The 13,299-nt window shown below is 64.5% G+C and carries 13 protein-coding genes; 5 read left to right on the top strand and 8 right to left on the bottom strand.

The window, feature by feature from the left end:
• The first annotated feature begins 218 nt into the window (after positions 1–218).
• From psd to IPQ13_13725, 3 genes are read left to right on the top strand one after another with little or no spacing between them, the layout of a single operon-like run.
• A complete protein-coding gene (gene psd, locus IPQ13_13735) occupies positions 219–1,151 on the top strand; it encodes a phosphatidylserine decarboxylase (GenBank protein ID MBL0211952.1) in 933 nt (310 codons plus the stop codon).
• Positions 1,148–1,846, top strand: coding sequence for an SMC-Scp complex subunit ScpB (gene scpB, locus IPQ13_13730; GenBank protein MBL0211951.1), 699 nt, complete (start codon positions 1,148–1,150; stop codon positions 1,844–1,846). Before psd ends, scpB begins: the two co-directional genes overlap by 4 nt.
• Positions 1,839–2,681, top strand: coding sequence for a methyltransferase (locus tag IPQ13_13725; protein MBL0211950.1), 843 nt, complete (start codon positions 1,839–1,841; stop codon positions 2,679–2,681). Before scpB ends, IPQ13_13725 begins: the two co-directional genes overlap by 8 nt.
• Here the strand turns inward: IPQ13_13725 and IPQ13_13720 are convergent.
• Genes IPQ13_13720 through IPQ13_13705 form a run of 4 tightly spaced genes read right to left on the bottom strand, consistent with a single transcriptional unit; the run spans position 2,671 to position 6,854 of the window.
• Entirely contained in the window at positions 2,671–3,591 is a 921-nt protein-coding gene (locus IPQ13_13720; GenBank protein MBL0211949.1) for a L,D-transpeptidase, read from the bottom strand. The genes IPQ13_13725 and IPQ13_13720 overlap by 11 nt on opposite strands.
• A gap of 10 nt (positions 3,592–3,601) precedes the next feature.
• Positions 3,602–4,855 (bottom strand): hypothetical protein, encoded by a 1,254-nt coding sequence (locus tag IPQ13_13715; protein ID MBL0211948.1) that lies wholly within the window; start codon positions 4,853–4,855, stop codon positions 3,602–3,604.
• The gene (locus IPQ13_13710) at positions 4,852–5,520 is read right to left on the bottom strand and encodes a 2-C-methyl-D-erythritol 4-phosphate cytidylyltransferase (GenBank protein MBL0211947.1); all 669 of its coding nucleotides are present in this window, start codon (positions 5,518–5,520) and stop codon (positions 4,852–4,854) included. The genes IPQ13_13715 and IPQ13_13710 overlap by 4 nt, the downstream gene beginning before the upstream one ends.
• A gap of 14 nt (positions 5,521–5,534) precedes the next feature.
• Entirely contained in the window at positions 5,535–6,854 is a 1,320-nt protein-coding gene (locus IPQ13_13705; GenBank protein ID MBL0211946.1) for a tetratricopeptide repeat protein, read from the bottom strand.
• A gap of 242 nt (positions 6,855–7,096) precedes the next feature.
• Here IPQ13_13705 and IPQ13_13700 point away from each other — a divergent pair, with 242 nt between their 5' ends.
• Positions 7,097–8,266 carry a polysaccharide pyruvyl transferase family protein gene (locus tag IPQ13_13700; protein ID MBL0211945.1) on the top strand — a complete coding sequence of 390 codons (1,170 nt, stop codon included), beginning with the start codon at positions 7,097–7,099 and terminating at the stop codon, positions 8,264–8,266.
• 416 nt (positions 8,267–8,682) lie between these two features.
• On the opposite strand, the gene IPQ13_13695 is transcribed toward IPQ13_13700, so the two are convergent.
• The 3 genes from IPQ13_13695 to ybeY all read right to left on the bottom strand — a co-directional run bounded on the left by IPQ13_13695 (position 8,683) and on the right by ybeY (position 11,052).
• Positions 8,683–9,411, bottom strand: a complete 729-nt coding sequence (locus IPQ13_13695; GenBank protein MBL0211944.1) for a YebC/PmpR family DNA-binding transcriptional regulator — start codon at positions 9,409–9,411, stop codon at positions 8,683–8,685.
• Between the two features lie 93 nt (positions 9,412–9,504).
• Complete coding sequence (locus IPQ13_13690) at positions 9,505–10,224, bottom strand: hypothetical protein (GenBank protein ID MBL0211943.1); 720 nt, start codon at positions 10,222–10,224, stop codon at positions 9,505–9,507.
• 90 nt (positions 10,225–10,314) lie between these two features.
• Entirely contained in the window at positions 10,315–11,052 is a 738-nt protein-coding gene (gene ybeY, locus IPQ13_13685) for an rRNA maturation RNase YbeY (GenBank protein ID MBL0211942.1), read from the bottom strand.
• Between the two features lie 325 nt (positions 11,053–11,377).
• Between ybeY and IPQ13_13680 the strand changes: the two genes are divergently transcribed.
• Positions 11,378–11,956, top strand: a complete 579-nt coding sequence (locus IPQ13_13680) for a class I SAM-dependent methyltransferase (GenBank protein MBL0211941.1) — start codon at positions 11,378–11,380, stop codon at positions 11,954–11,956.
• Positions 11,957–12,000: 44 nt separating this feature from the next.
• Here the strand turns inward: IPQ13_13680 and IPQ13_13675 are convergent, their stop codons facing one another.
• Positions 12,001–13,269: a LysM peptidoglycan-binding domain-containing protein gene (locus IPQ13_13675; protein MBL0211940.1), complete on the bottom strand. Its 1,269-nt coding sequence runs from the start codon at positions 13,267–13,269 to the stop codon at positions 12,001–12,003.
• Positions 13,270–13,299: the final 30 nt, after the last annotated feature.

Here is a 13,299-nt window from a genome sequence, read left to right as displayed (position 1 = left end):
GTGTCCCAAGCGGCTTTTTTGGCGGAGAGTGGGGGATTCGAACGGCAATGGCGCGCAGGTCGGGCCAAGCGGAGAGCGCGGGAGCGCTCGTAGCTGGTCCGCCGAAGGCGGAGGCCCGTGCGCAGCCAGTGCCGCGGAACGGAGCGCGTAGCGCGGAGTGAATCCACCTGCCCCGCCACCTGAAAGCACTGGAACCGCCCTCCTGATACCTTTGAATCATGACGTTTTGGCCCCCCTCCCCCAGGCTCGCCGCGGTGTATGCGGCTGCCTTCTTCTTGCTGCTGGTGATGGGGCCGGGGCGCGGCCCCTTTTCCCTGCGGCTGCTGCGCGTCTATCCCAAAAAAATGGGGTCAGCCCTGGTGGGATGGGCCGCCAACCGGACCCTGCCGGTCTTCCTGCGCCAACCGCTGCTGGGGCATTTCGCGCACAGCTATGGATTGGACCTCGCGGAGGCGGAATTGCCCTTGCAGGACTACGAAAGCCTCCAGGCGCTCTTCACGCGGCGCCTGAAGCCGGGCCGGCGGCCGCAGGACCCGATCATCCCCGGAGCCGTCAACAGCCCTGTGGACGGCCGCATCATCGCCTGCGGACGCATCGAGAAGGATAGGGCGATCCAGGCCAAGGGCCTGCCCTACCGGATCACCGAACTGCTCAAGCACGACATGGATGCTAAGCGGTTTGAAGGCGGCCACTATCTGACGCTCTATCTCGCGCCCAAGGACTACCACCGCATCCATGTGCCCTTCCGGGGCTGCGTCAGCGCCGTGGGCCGCGTGGAGGGCGAGCTGTGGCCCGTGAACGAGGCTTCCACCCTGAATGTCGCGAGCCTCTACGAGCGCAACCGGCGCGCCACCTGGGTCGCCTCCGGAACCGGCGCCGATGAGGGCCTCGAAGTGGCCGCGGTGCTCGTGGGGGCCACCCATGTGGGCGGCGTGCTCATCGACGAGGCCTGGCGGCAGGGCCGTGGATTGCCCAAGGACGGGGCGCTCCCGGTGCCGGATCTGCCCTGCGAGCCGGGCCAGGATCTGGGCTGTTTCGCCTTTGGAAGCACGGTGGTGCTGCTCGTCGCCGGGCCAAAGGCCCATGCCTGGAAGCCGGGACGGACGGATGGGGACGTGAAAGTCGGACAGCGGCTTGGAGCATTTGAATGACGGACGACCTTTTCGATCAGGAACCTCTCTTCGAGAGCGGGGGCGACCTCGCCGGCGCGCTGGAGGCGCTGCTGCTGGCCAGCGGCGAGGTGCTGGAACTGGCCCGGCTGCGCGAGCTGATGGGCCTGGGCGAAGGCGCCATCCGCCAGGGGCTGGAAGCGCTGGACGGCCGGCTGCAACCGCCCCGGGGATCGCGCCTGCTGGAAGTCGGGGGCGGCTGGCGGCTCGCCACGGCGCCCGAATATTCAGAACTGGTGGGCAAGCTCGTCACCACCATCCGCAGCGGGAAGCTGACGCCCGCCCAGATCGAGACGCTGGCCATCATCGCCTACCGCCAGCCCGTCACGGGCCCGGAAATCAATGAGATCCGCGGCATCACGGCCTCGGGCAACCAGCTCAGGACTTTGCTGGAACGCGAGCTGGTGGAAATTGCCGGGCGCAAGGCGGTGGTGGGCCGTCCGATGATGTATGTCACCACCCGGAAATTCCTGCTCCACTTCGGCCTGCAAAGCCTTTCGGACCTTCCCCACCTGGGCGATTTCGGCGAGGGCAATCTGGAGGCGATGGCATTGAGCCAGCTTGAACAACCCATGCCCGAAGGTTCGCTGTTCGACGGCGGACACGAGCTGGACGAGATCCCGCCCATCCCGCCCATGGAAGATCCAGAAGAAGGCCTTGATTCCGCCGATGAGTGAAGCGACCTACAAGGGCTGGGCGCGGCCAGGTCCCCTGCCGCCGGGCGGCGTGGCTATCGAACCCGGCGAAACGCTGGATTACCTTTGCGGGCATTTCCGCATGTTCCAGTACGAGAAGGGGCACCGCTTTTCCGTGGATGATCTGCTGACGGGCTGGTTCGGAACGAGATGGTGCCCAAGGCCCGAGCGCATCGCGGACCTGGGTTCGGGCATCGGCAGCGTGGGCATGGTGGCGGCCTGGCGCTGCCCTGGCGCCACGATCCACACCGTGGAAGCCCAGGAGATCAGCATCCGCCTCGCGCGCAAAAGCGCGCGCTACAACGGGCTGGAAGACCGCTACCACATCCACCTGGGCGATCTTCGGGAGGATGCGCTGCTGGAATTCGCCCCCTTCGATCTCGTGCTGGGATCACCGCCCTACTGGCCCGTGGGCACGCGCGTGCAGGCGGACCATCCGCAGGCCGTGCCCGCGCGCCTGGAGGTGCGCGGCGACATCGGCGATTACGCGAAAGCCGCGGTGAAGCTGCTGGCGCCGGGCGGCGTCTTCGCCTGCGTGTTTCCGCTGGACCAGGTCCAGCGCGCCGAAGCCGCCTACCAGGAAGCGGGCATGACGCTGCTGCACCGGCAGGATGTGATCTTCAAGCAGGGCGATCCCTACGGCGTCGGCCTTTTCGCCGGAAGCCGCGCGGCGGATCTGCCGGAGGGCCTGCGCGGCCATCCCGAGCTGCCCGGATTCGAAGCGCCGCTCATCATCCGCCGCGCCGATGGCAGCGTCCACCCCAGCATCGCCCGGTTCCGCCTGGGCTGCGGCTTTCCGCCAGGGCTCATTCAATAGCTTGAAGGGGCGCCACCTTGCCCTGGAAAATCCTGAAGGCTTGAGCGAGTTCCTCTGGCTTCAAGCCACCGGCCTCTGGTTCATCCATGATCCGTTTCCAGGGGCCCGGCGCGCCCCAGGCGTAATCGCCGAACACCACCACGGGCGTGCCTTCGCGAAGCACCGTGCGTTCGTCCGGCGCCAGGATCCAGGACTGGCACCAGCGGTAGATCCACTCGCTGTCATCGGCGGCCAGGCGCAGGCAGGCGTGGCTGTCGGGGTAGCCGGGCAGCTCGTACTGGTGGAAGGAGATCCCGTTCCAGTTGTGCAGGTTGATGTACCACTTCAACTGCCACTCATCGTTGAAGGTGCTGCGGCGTTCCTTCTGGCACCAGTTGGTGTGGTAGAGGCCGGTGAACGTGGGGCTGGCTTTGCGCCCCGAGGACACGGGCCCCCAGCGGACCATCCGGCCCGCTTCGTAGGCAGCCCAGGCCTGGAGGCGCAGGGAGACCGTGATCAGCTTGGGCTGGTCCTCCAGCGCTTTCCAGGTGGAGGGAAAGGGCGCGAGGGCGAGCCAATCTTCGGCTGACTCAGGCAGCACCAGGTTGTCCCCTTCCCTTGCGTGGCGGAGGTCGATGCGGTTGAGCTTCAGCGCTTCATCGAACCGTTGCGCCCCCATGGAATCCCGGAGTTTCAGCAGTTCCTTCGTCGTGGTGATCCGGTAGCTGCGGAAACGTGGGCCAGCCTTCGGCTTAACAGGTGCGTGACTGGATGGGGCCGGGGCCGGAATAGGTTTTTCGGATCGCCGCCGGTCGCAGGAAGCGAGGACCAGGACAAGGCACAGGCAAAGCAGCCGGAGCGGATTCCGGCCCTGAAAATGGCTCAGAGCCTGGGCGGGTGGACCTTCAGGGAAGGTCTGGTGGAATTCCATGGGAACGGCTTTACGCGTCCACCGCCTCCCTGAATCGCCTGGCTCCGGCGGCCAGTCCATCGGGATGGCTGTCGACCCAGCTGGCGACGATGAGCATGAAATCGCTGGATCCCACGGTGGCGAGGTAGTCGGCCAGGCCTGCGGGGTGCTTGCCGCCCTGGAGGATGGGCATGATGGGCCTGGCTCCCGCCAGGGGGCGGGTGGCCGCCTGCATGAGCTCGCGGGTGGCGTTGGCGGGATAGTCAGCCGTTGAAAAGGGGCCAGGCGTCACGAACCAGTCCGCGCCCAACTGGCGGAGCCAGCCGCACAGCACGGCATCCGAAATCCCCCAGCCCCCGTGCCGGGTGAGCAGATCCGAGAAGGTGTTGTGCGCCAGGATCGGGACTCGGGCCTCCCTGGCCAGGCGGGGAAGCAGGCCCGGGCCCTGGATGAAGGGGGCCACCAGCACCGCGTCCACGCCGAGTTCGCAGGCCAGATCCCAGCGGGGCTCCAGTTCCTCGGGCTCGCAAATCAGGTTCGCGATATAGAGCTTGGGCTCCCCGCTCTGGTCGCGGGCCTCGTCCCGCGCGCGGAGCATGGCCTGCACGTGGCCGCGGAAGGCGGCATCGTCGGGGAAGCAGGCCAGTTCGTCATCCTTGACCAGGTGGAAACCGCCGATCAGCACCTCCCGGTTGAGCAGGGCCATGGTGCTTGTGTCGAGACCCACGCCGGGGCGCATGGAGCGGCAGAGCAAAGGGCCTCGGGGATTCCCGAGCTTCGCCTGGATGCCTTGCACACCAAAAGCCGGGCCGGGGCCGAAGGAAGGCGGCAAGGTGGCATCGATGAGCCGGAAGCTGGTGAGGAATCCCAAGCGGGGCAGTTCGCCGACCACGATGTTCAGGACCTGGCTAGGGCGTCCCGTCAGGAGGCGGAGCGGGAAGGCCAGCTCGATGTCCCAGGTCGCGCAGGACTCGGACCCCGCTTCCTGCTCGGGATAGACCTCCGTGGAGAGGGAATAGCCGGGGAGCCTCCCTTCGGAAGCCACATCCGCCCGGCGGACGGAGCGCACGCGGATGGTCCAGCCCTTCAGGGGTTCCGGCGAGACGAAGCCTGGAATGCTCACGGTGGCCGCGCTCTGCTCCATCGCCATTCCGACGGCGGCCACCTGGGGATCGCAGGCCGCCGAGACCCGGTAGGTCACGGAGAGATAGTCCGCCGGGTCCAGATCCGGGGACCAGGCGAACAGCTCCGGGTGGGTTGATCGACCGAGGTTTCCGGAACTCATGCCAGCCACTCCTTCAATGATGTCGCCATTGCCCAATCTGCTTCGGTGGTCAGCTTGAGGTTGGTCTTCTCGCCTGGAACCGCACGCACGAGGAGGCCCGCCCGGAGGACGAGCTGCACGGTGGATTGTTCCGACCAGCCCTGCGCTTCGGCCTCCGCCAAGACCCTCAAAAGCAGGCTGCGCTCGAAGGCCTGCGGCGCCTGGAACACGCCGACCTGGTCGGGCCGGAAATGCTCGCGGACGATGCCGCCCTCGATCCGCGCGACGGGGACATCGGGCCGCAGGAAGGCCCCCGCGGCTCCCGTTTCCCGCGCGGCGGCCACCACGGCCCGCATGAGGGCTGCGGTGGCGAAGGGCCGGGCGGCATCCTGCAACAGCAACCAGGGTTTGGTGGAGGCCTGCGCCAGCAGCGCGATGGTTTCCTGGCGCGTGGCCCCCCCGGCGATGCCACGGCAACCGGGACAAAGGGATGCGAGCCGCTCGAGATGCTCCGGCGGCACGGCGATGATCACCTCGGAGCCCACCTCCCGGGCCTTGGCGGCCAGCCAGCCCACCAGGGGCCTGCCGTCCAATTCAAGGAAGGCCTTGGGTCCCCGGCCCAGGCGATCGCCGCGACCCGCCGCGGGGATCAGGATGCTCAGGTCAGAGTATGCAGAAGCTTTCACGTCCCCCCGCACCGTCATTGGGACTGGCCGGGAGTCTGAACGCCGTGGGCACGCGTATCGAACCGCGTATCGAACCGCGTATCGAGCCTCGTATCGAGCCTCGTATCGAGCCGCGCCTGGAGGTCCATCAGGAAGGGGTCTTCCTTGCGCAGGCGGATTTGTCCGATCAAGGCTCTGGCCCGGGCGGCCCTGCCTTCGGCGAGGGCCTCGAACAACCTGAAATAGCTCATGCAGAGGACCTCGGGGATGGACTCCGGAGTCCGCGCGGGATTGGACAGGATCGTATCGTAGTGGGCATCCGGAACCCGCCAACCAGGCCCGTAAATTTCAGCCAGGTACTGCTCCGGCGGATCCGGGACCTTCCAGTCCTGCCCCCCCCAGCACCAGTCCCGCAGGTCGAAGGCTTTCAGCCGGCAAAGAATGGGCAAAGGGCGGTTGTCCGATCCACAAAGGAGGCTTTCCCCTTCTCTCTTCAAGAAAAAAACATCCAGGGAGAAGTCCGAATCCACATGGGTGAAGCTCCGATACCAGGGGCGGTCCGAAGGCAAGGAACCCTGGACCCAAGGCACGGTGAATTCGCCGCCGGCGCAAAGGGTCTCGACCAGATGCGAACGGTCCACGTCCCAGGCCATGCCCAGGTCCAGGTCCTTGTCGTTGGGCAGGAGATCGCCATCACGGACCACTCCCAGCAGGGTTCCCGCGAGCAGGCAGAAAGCCATGCCTGCGGCGTCCAGCCGGGCTTTCGCGGCCAGCAAAGCCCTGCGGGCGCGATCCTGAGTGAAGGCTTTCCGGGTGGTTTCCGGGGCTGGAAAACCCTCCTTCTCCAACCGGCTGATGGCCTGCCGGAAGGCTTCGGTGGCCCCCTCCAGATCCCCCGCCTCCTTCAAGGCCTGGCCCTGAAGGACAAACCGTCCGGACGAGGCTGGGAGCAGGGCTTCGGCCTCCCGCTCCCGCCCGAGGGCAAAGAGCGCCAAGGCGGTATTTTGCCGGGCCGGCATCAACTCTGGATGAAGCGCCAGGGCCCGCTGGAAGGCGTTCAACGCGCCGTCTATTTCCCCGGCGTGGAGCAGAAGCACGCCCAGCTTGTTCCAGACAAAGGGCCGGCCGGGTGACAGGGCCAGGCTGCGTTCGAGGCAGGACCGGGCCCTCAGGCTCTGGTCGATCCCCACCAGCGCCACGCCCAGGTGGGCCCAGACATCGGCATCGTCTTTCAGCAGTTCTGAGGCCCGGGACAGGGTCTGCACGGCCTCCACGCAGCACCCGCGGTCCAGCAGGCCCAGGCCCTCCGAATACCTCCGCTTCCCCTCCGCCGCGGCGGGAATCAAGGACTGCATGGGGCCTGAAAACCAGTGGGACGTCATGGATGGCCGGGCCCTTTGCAAAACAAACAGTCTAAGCCGCCGCAGTCTAATAACCTGGTCATTCTGATGGGGCATCGGCCCAAGAGGCCGCGACAAGTTGACCTGAACCGCAGAGGTCATTTTGGCACGGCACCAGGCCCCGCCCCACACCTCATTGATCAGGCGCTTCGACTAGGCTGGCCGCACCCTTCCCACGCCACGCATCAGGACCCCCCATGAAACTCTTGTTCGCGCCCGACACCTCCGATCATCCGAACTGGGGCTGCCGGGTGATGGGTGCGTGGTTCAAGACGGCCTTGCTCGACAACGGGTTCTCCACCTCCTGGGTGGCCCCCAGCAGCTGGTTCATGCAGCAGCATCCCGCGCTGCCGGAGCTAGTCACCATGGCGGATCTCCACCGCTGCGCGCGGGAAGTCCAGGCGGGCAGGATCCTCCCGGATATCGCCGAGGTCCTCCGGCAATGCGACGCGGTGCTGCTGAATGGGGAGAACTTCATCAGGCCGGGGGCCCACAAGGGCAGGATGCTGCTGTTCCTCGCCTATCTGGCCAAGCAGGTGTTCGGGAAGCCATGCCTCCTCACCAACCACTCCGTGGACTTGGATGAGCCCGCCCTGGCCGAGATCGTGAAGGAGGTCTATCCCCTGCTGGATGAGATCAACTTCCGGGAGGACACCTCGGTGGAAGCCTGTGCTTCCTGGATGCGCCCGGGATCCTGGAAGGTGATTCCGGATGTCGCCTTCGCGGTCCCCGCGGCGCCCCTTCCGGAATGGAGCGCCCTGGGCTGCCGCGCGGACCACTTTTCCGCATGGCCCGATAGCGCCGCGGGGTTCGATCCGCGGGTGCCCTATGTGACGGTTTGCGCCAGCTCAATCTATGCCTTGCCTCAGCACCAGCGACTGGATGTGGTTCCGGCCTTCACCCGGCTTTGCCGCCGGCTGAACGAGGAGGTCGGACCGGTGGTCCTGGCGGCGCCCTGTGACGTCGACGCATGGATCATGCGGCGGGTCCAGGCCGAGACCAAGTTCCCTCTGCTCGGACTAAACCTGCCGGTGCGCCAGGCCATCGATGTCATCGGAAACGCGGCAGTCCACGTGGGTGGGCGCTGGCACCCAGGCATCTTCGCCGCGACCGGCGGCACGCCCTTGGTGACCCTGAGCGCCAATACCCACAAGGTCCATAGCCTGATGAAGCTGCTGGGGCTGGAATCCCCCGTTTTCGACGCACTGCGGCTGGACGCGCAGATCGAAGCCATTGTGGCCGAGGCCCGTTCCCATGTGGTGTCGGGTCCACCCCTTCGCCGCCGCCTGCTGGAGCGCAGCCGGGAGCTGGGCAAGCAGGCGGGCCGGAACCTGGATTGGATCCGCGCAAAGGCCGGCAGGGCATGAGACAAGCACGGGCCTGCGGCCGACCTACGGTGCAGTAACGCCTTCGACCTGCTTCGGAGCACCACCCATCGCGTCGGCCTGCGGCCGACATAGAGGCTCCGGCTCTGCGAACGTTGCGAGCAGGGAGGCTCCGCGTCCAAGAGCACAGCGAGTGGGAGCACGCACTGCGTGCGATAGCCGGAGGCGCCGAAACCCTTCGACTTTCCTCGGTCCACCACCCATCGCGTCGGCCTGCGGCCGACATAAGGCTCCGGCTCTGCGAACGTAGCGAGCAGGAGGGCGCACTGCGTGCGATAGCCGGAGGCGCCGAAACCCTTCGACTTTCCTCGGTCCACCACCCATCGCGTCGGCCTGCGGCCGACATAAGTCGCAGTAACGCCTTGGCCAAAAAAGCGTTGGCCAAGGCGTAACTGCGCCTAATCCTCTTCCTCGTAGTCGGCGTTGTGCCAGACGTTCTGGGTGTCGTCGTTGTCTTCGAGGGCGTCCAGCAGTTTCAGGAAGCTTGCGAGTTTGGGGCCTTCGAGATGGATTTCGTTGGCGGCGGCCTTGATGATCTGGGCTTCGAGCACAGGCAGCTTGGCTGCATCCACGGCGTCCTTGACCGCCTGGTAAGCCTCAGGAGATGTGGTGATGACCCAGGCGCCGCCCTGGTCCTGCACATCGTCGGCGCCGGCTTCCAGGGCCACTTCCATGACCTTGTCCTCGGAGACTTCGGGATCCACCGCGATCTGGCCCTGCTTTGAGAAGAGGTAGGCCACGGAATTCATGGCGCCAAGTTCGCTGCCGAACTTGGTGAAGCAGCTTCGGATCTCGGGCGTGGTGCGGTTCTTGTTGTCGGTGACGGCCTCGATGATGATGGCCACGCCGCCGGGGCCGTAGCCTTCGTATTGGACTTCTTCGTAGGTCACGCCTTCCAGTTCGCCGGTGCCCTTCTTGATGGCGCGCTCCCAGTTGTCCTTGGGCATGTTGGCACCCTTGGCGGTATCCACCGCCAGGCGCAGGCGCGGGTTGCTTCCGACATCTCCGCCGCCCAGCCGCGCAGCCACGGTGATCTCCTTGAGGATGCGGGTGAAGACCTTGCCGCGCTTGGCATCGGCGGCGCCCTTCTTGTGCTTGATGGTGGACCATTTGCTGTGGCCGGACATCGGAACTCCTTTTTATTTTCGGTCTCGAATGAAGCGTGGTTTGATCAGCGGGTCAATGCGGGTCGTGGTGATTCATGGCCGGGAGCTCCAGGGTCAGCCCCGGACCGAACGGCGGGATACGCGGGCGTAGGGCGGTGGCTCCACGCGGACCATGGGACGCTCCAGCATGAACTGGTACCACTGCTCGCCATAGACTTTCATCTTCATGGCCTTGTTGTTCTGCAGCAGGGTGCGGTTGCTCAGGAGGCGCTCGTCTCCCTTGCAGATGCTGAGCCCCTTGTTCAACACTTCGATGGCCTTGGTGCGGTCGCCCATTTCCCCCAGGACGAACGCATAGACCGCATAGAGCAGGCTTTCCTTCTTGCCGGTCTTCAGGGCCAATTCGAAGGTCTCCCGGGCCTTCTTTTTTTCGCCGCGCTTCCATTGGATGATCCCCAGCATGGCCTTGGCGATGTAGTGCTGCATGGAAGCCGAGCGCAGCAGGGGTTCGGCTTCGTCGTTCTTCTGGCGGAGGTATTGCACCACGCCGATCTGGCCGTCGATGGAGCCCTTGACCATGAACTGCCGGGCGGAAAATTTGTAGCCTTCCTTCATCACCTCGATGGCCGCGTCGAATTTCTGTTTCTTCAGCAGCTCGCTCGCCCGGCCGAAAACTTTTTCAAGCTCCTGCTGAACCTTCCTGCCCAGGTAGATGAAGAGGGCCACGCCTGCCACCAGGCCCAGGGGCGCGCCGATCCAGGAGGTGATGCCGAGCAGCTTCGTGAGTGCCACCAGGACCGCGGCGGCGCCAAGGCTCAAAAGCAGATTGATCACGAAGGCTCCGGCAGGAGGCCTGATTCAGGCCAAAGAGCCATGGTATCGCGATGGCGCGAAAGGGGCCATCACGGATGCCTGCCTGGCAGCTCAGGAAATCACGCCGCTCCTCGGTTTAGGCGCGCGTTTGCGGCGCGCGGCCTTGCGCAGGGGCGCCGGCGCCGCGCTCAGGCTGGGATCCTTGCGGGGCCGTCCCGGCCCGCGCTTCGGTTTGGAGGGATCGGCCTGCTTGGCCTTCACCTTTTGCGCCTTGGCCTTCCTGGGTTTGACCATGCGCTTGAGCGCGCCGGCGGCCCGGCCAGTGACCACCACCCGGGTGCCATCCTTCAGGACCTTGACTTTGCTGCCCGGTTTCCGCCCACGCTTCAGGCTCATGGGAAGCGGCTCCACCTCCAGGAATTCCCGCTCCAGTTGGGCCTGCAGGGCGAGCATTTCCCCTTTGTCCTTTTCATGGTCGTGGCCGCACAAGTGGAGAAAACCATGGATCACGAGCGTCTCGACTTCCCGACGCCGTGAAACCCCGAGCTTCCGGGCCATCTTTTCCGCCACGGGTAAACAGATAACGAGGTCTCCCAGATGGGGATAAGCTCCGGCTTCCGGTTCGGCCGGAAAGCTTAATACATCAGTTGTGAGATTGATTCCACGATGCTCCCTATTGAGCCTACGCATGTGGCGGTCATCCACGTAACTTATGGAAATGCCTTGAGCTTTCGATGCCAAGCGGTCCCTCAACTTGCGCAGGAGGAGACCTAAAGATTGTTCGCCGGGGCCGCGGAATTTACTTTTACTGGACCAGTCAATCTTGAAAGGTATCGTGCTTCCTTCCATGCCATCCTCCCTTTACCTTTGAAAGGCATTAACAAAAATCGCAGTTATACATAGGTTTGTCAATATCTCGTGTTGATTATTGAGGTCATTATTTTTTGCTGTTTTAATTATTTTTCTTCTTAATTATTTTTTAAACACTATTAACAATAATCTTAGAGCATAGACTGAAACTCATTGAAAATTTTGCTTCCTGTCGGCCACCAAGGCGAAATAACTTGGCCGTGAGTGCGGAGCCCCGCAATGGCGATCAAATAATAAAAAAGGGGGTGGACCGAGCGCGGAGCCCCTCCATCACGCAGACGGCCTGATCGGGGTATTGTTTCACATGGGTCCCAATCTGCCGGTAGAACTGCTCCCGAAGATCCAGGTCTACCTGGATCTGCTGGACCGTTGGAATCAAACCTACGCGCTGACCTCCCTGGCGCCGGCAGATCGGATGGAGGAGCTGATCCTGGATTCAGCGGCGCTCTTTCCGCTGGCGATGCAATTGCCGCCAGGCACCCGCGTGGTGGATTTCGGGTCCGGGATGGGGATACCGGCGGTGCCCTTGGCTCTTTTCCGTCCGGACCTGGACATCCGTGCCATGGACAAGGCCAGGAAAAAAATGGCTTTCCTTCGTCAAGTCGTGATGGAACTGGACCTGGAGAATCTAACGGTGCTGGAGGGCCGGGCCGAGGAGATCCCGCCCCAGGAAGCAGGGGCGGGCACGGCCAAGGCCGCGGGCTCACCAACCCTGTTGGCGGCCTGGTGGCTGCGGCATGGGCAGAAGGGCGCCCCGCTTTGGGCCCTGAAGGGTCCCACCGTGGAATCAGAGCCCATCCCGGAAGGCTGGGCCTACACCCTGCATCCCTACCGGCTTCCTTCCAGGGGACAAAGGCAGATCCTGGAAATGTACATGCCCTGATCCAGGAGCACTGGACCAGGGCATGTAGACAGATTTACGGGGTCTCAGCGCGTGACGAGATCGCCGATGACGATTTCCTCCGAGGACCGGACGATGCGGCACGTGGAAGTGGTCTCTCCCACCCGTACCACCAGCACCTGCCCCAGCACATAGTTGGTGGTTTCCGTCACGGCGTCCCGGGTGGTGCGGGATTCGGTCACCGGGAAGGTCTTCTTCCGGAGGGCGACCATCATGTCGCCGGCTTGAAGGCCATCGGCGCTGCCTTTGTCGATGATGATCAATTCGCCCTGGGCCGTAAGGCCATGGTTGTCGCGGGCATAAACAACCATGCCCAGGTCCTTGATCGGCATGGGTTCGGTGAGATCCGTACGGAGTTTCACTGGGATATTCGCGGGTTCCATGTAGGGGGCCACCCGATCCCCGATCAGGACGCCATCCATGCAGCGCTCCAGGATAGCGACAGATCCCTTGGGCAATGCGATCGTCACGCGAAGCACCCCGACCTGCTGGACCACGTCGCCAAGGGGGTGGCGGCGCTGGAGATCGGTGGGATGGAACAACTGCTTGGCCCGCACCTGCAGGATCAGGAAGCGATCCCCGGCCTTGAGGCCCTTGTCCTGTCCACCATTCAAGTAGACGGTTTCACCGTCCCCCAGGGTGTTGCGTTCCGGATGTTTCGTGCCCGTGATGCGGAGCGCGCCCAATTCGCGGAACAGGGCATCGGAGCCTTTCGGCGCCAGGTAGGGCATCTGGATGAAATCCTGGAAACCAAATCCCAGTTCATCCCGGTGATGGCTCTCGATCCTGCGCCGATCCGGAGGCAGTTGGGCCACGTCCTGGGGCGCGGCGACTTCAGGCGTCTCGCGCGGCGGCGGCGTGCCCGGGGCCACATCCTGCACCTCGGGGGGCACATCCGCTTTACCGGCCGTGCTGATGGGCTTCTTGGAGCCATCCACGAGCAGCGGATCGCCGGGATAGATCCAATGCGAGTCCTTCACCCATTGATTCAATTCCCAGATTTGCGGCCAGGCGCGGGCATTGCCCAAATAACGCCCGGCGAGCCCCCAGAAGGTGTCGCCCTTCTGCACGATGTGCAGACGCTGGCCTTCGGGAACGTTGATTTCTTTGGGATAACTCCACCTGGATTGATGTTCGGCCACTTTTACCGCACCTGTCTGGGGGGCTTCCTGGGCAGGGGCTGGCGTGGCGGCCGGGGCCTCGGGTTTGGGGGCATCTTGGGCGGCAAGACCGAGGGTTAACACCGTCAGCCAAGGCGCTACGGCAAGGGGGCGCAGCCACTTGTGTAAAACCATCACATTCTCCCTAGGGTTAGGTTACAAAGA

It is taken from the genome of Holophagaceae bacterium (assembly GCA_016720465.1).
Taxonomy (GTDB): domain Bacteria; phylum Acidobacteriota; class Holophagae; order Holophagales; family Holophagaceae; genus JANXPB01.
The sequence above is the reverse complement of the archived record's forward strand: the minus strand, read 5'-3'. Positions and strand labels throughout refer to the sequence as shown.

What these genes read in the sequence shown, in the direction of transcription:
- psd (MBL0211952.1), top strand. Translation starts at nt 219, where the DNA reads ATGACGTTTTGGCCCCCCTCCCCCAGGCTCGCCGCGGTGTATGCGGCT.
- scpB (MBL0211951.1), top strand. Translation starts at nt 1,148, where the DNA reads ATGACGGACGACCTTTTCGATCAGGAACCTCTCTTCGAGAGCGGGGGC.
- IPQ13_13725 (MBL0211950.1), top strand. Translation starts at nt 1,839, where the DNA reads ATGAGTGAAGCGACCTACAAGGGCTGGGCGCGGCCAGGTCCCCTGCCG.
- IPQ13_13720 (MBL0211949.1), bottom strand. Translation starts at nt 3,591, where the DNA reads ATGGAATTCCACCAGACCTTCCCTGAAGGTCCACCCGCCCAGGCTCTG.
- IPQ13_13715 (MBL0211948.1), bottom strand. Translation starts at nt 4,855, where the DNA reads ATGAGTTCCGGAAACCTCGGTCGATCAACCCACCCGGAGCTGTTCGCC.
- IPQ13_13705 (MBL0211946.1), bottom strand. Translation starts at nt 6,854, where the DNA reads ATGCAGTCCTTGATTCCCGCCGCGGCGGAGGGGAAGCGGAGGTATTCG.
- IPQ13_13700 (MBL0211945.1), top strand. Translation starts at nt 7,097, where the DNA reads ATGAAACTCTTGTTCGCGCCCGACACCTCCGATCATCCGAACTGGGGC.
- IPQ13_13695 (MBL0211944.1), bottom strand. Translation starts at nt 9,411, where the DNA reads ATGTCCGGCCACAGCAAATGGTCCACCATCAAGCACAAGAAGGGCGCC.
- ybeY (MBL0211942.1), bottom strand. Translation starts at nt 11,052, where the DNA reads ATGGAAGGAAGCACGATACCTTTCAAGATTGACTGGTCCAGTAAAAGT.
- IPQ13_13680 (MBL0211941.1), top strand. Translation starts at nt 11,378, where the DNA reads ATGGGTCCCAATCTGCCGGTAGAACTGCTCCCGAAGATCCAGGTCTAC.
- IPQ13_13675 (MBL0211940.1), bottom strand. Translation starts at nt 13,269, where the DNA reads ATGGTTTTACACAAGTGGCTGCGCCCCCTTGCCGTAGCGCCTTGGCTG.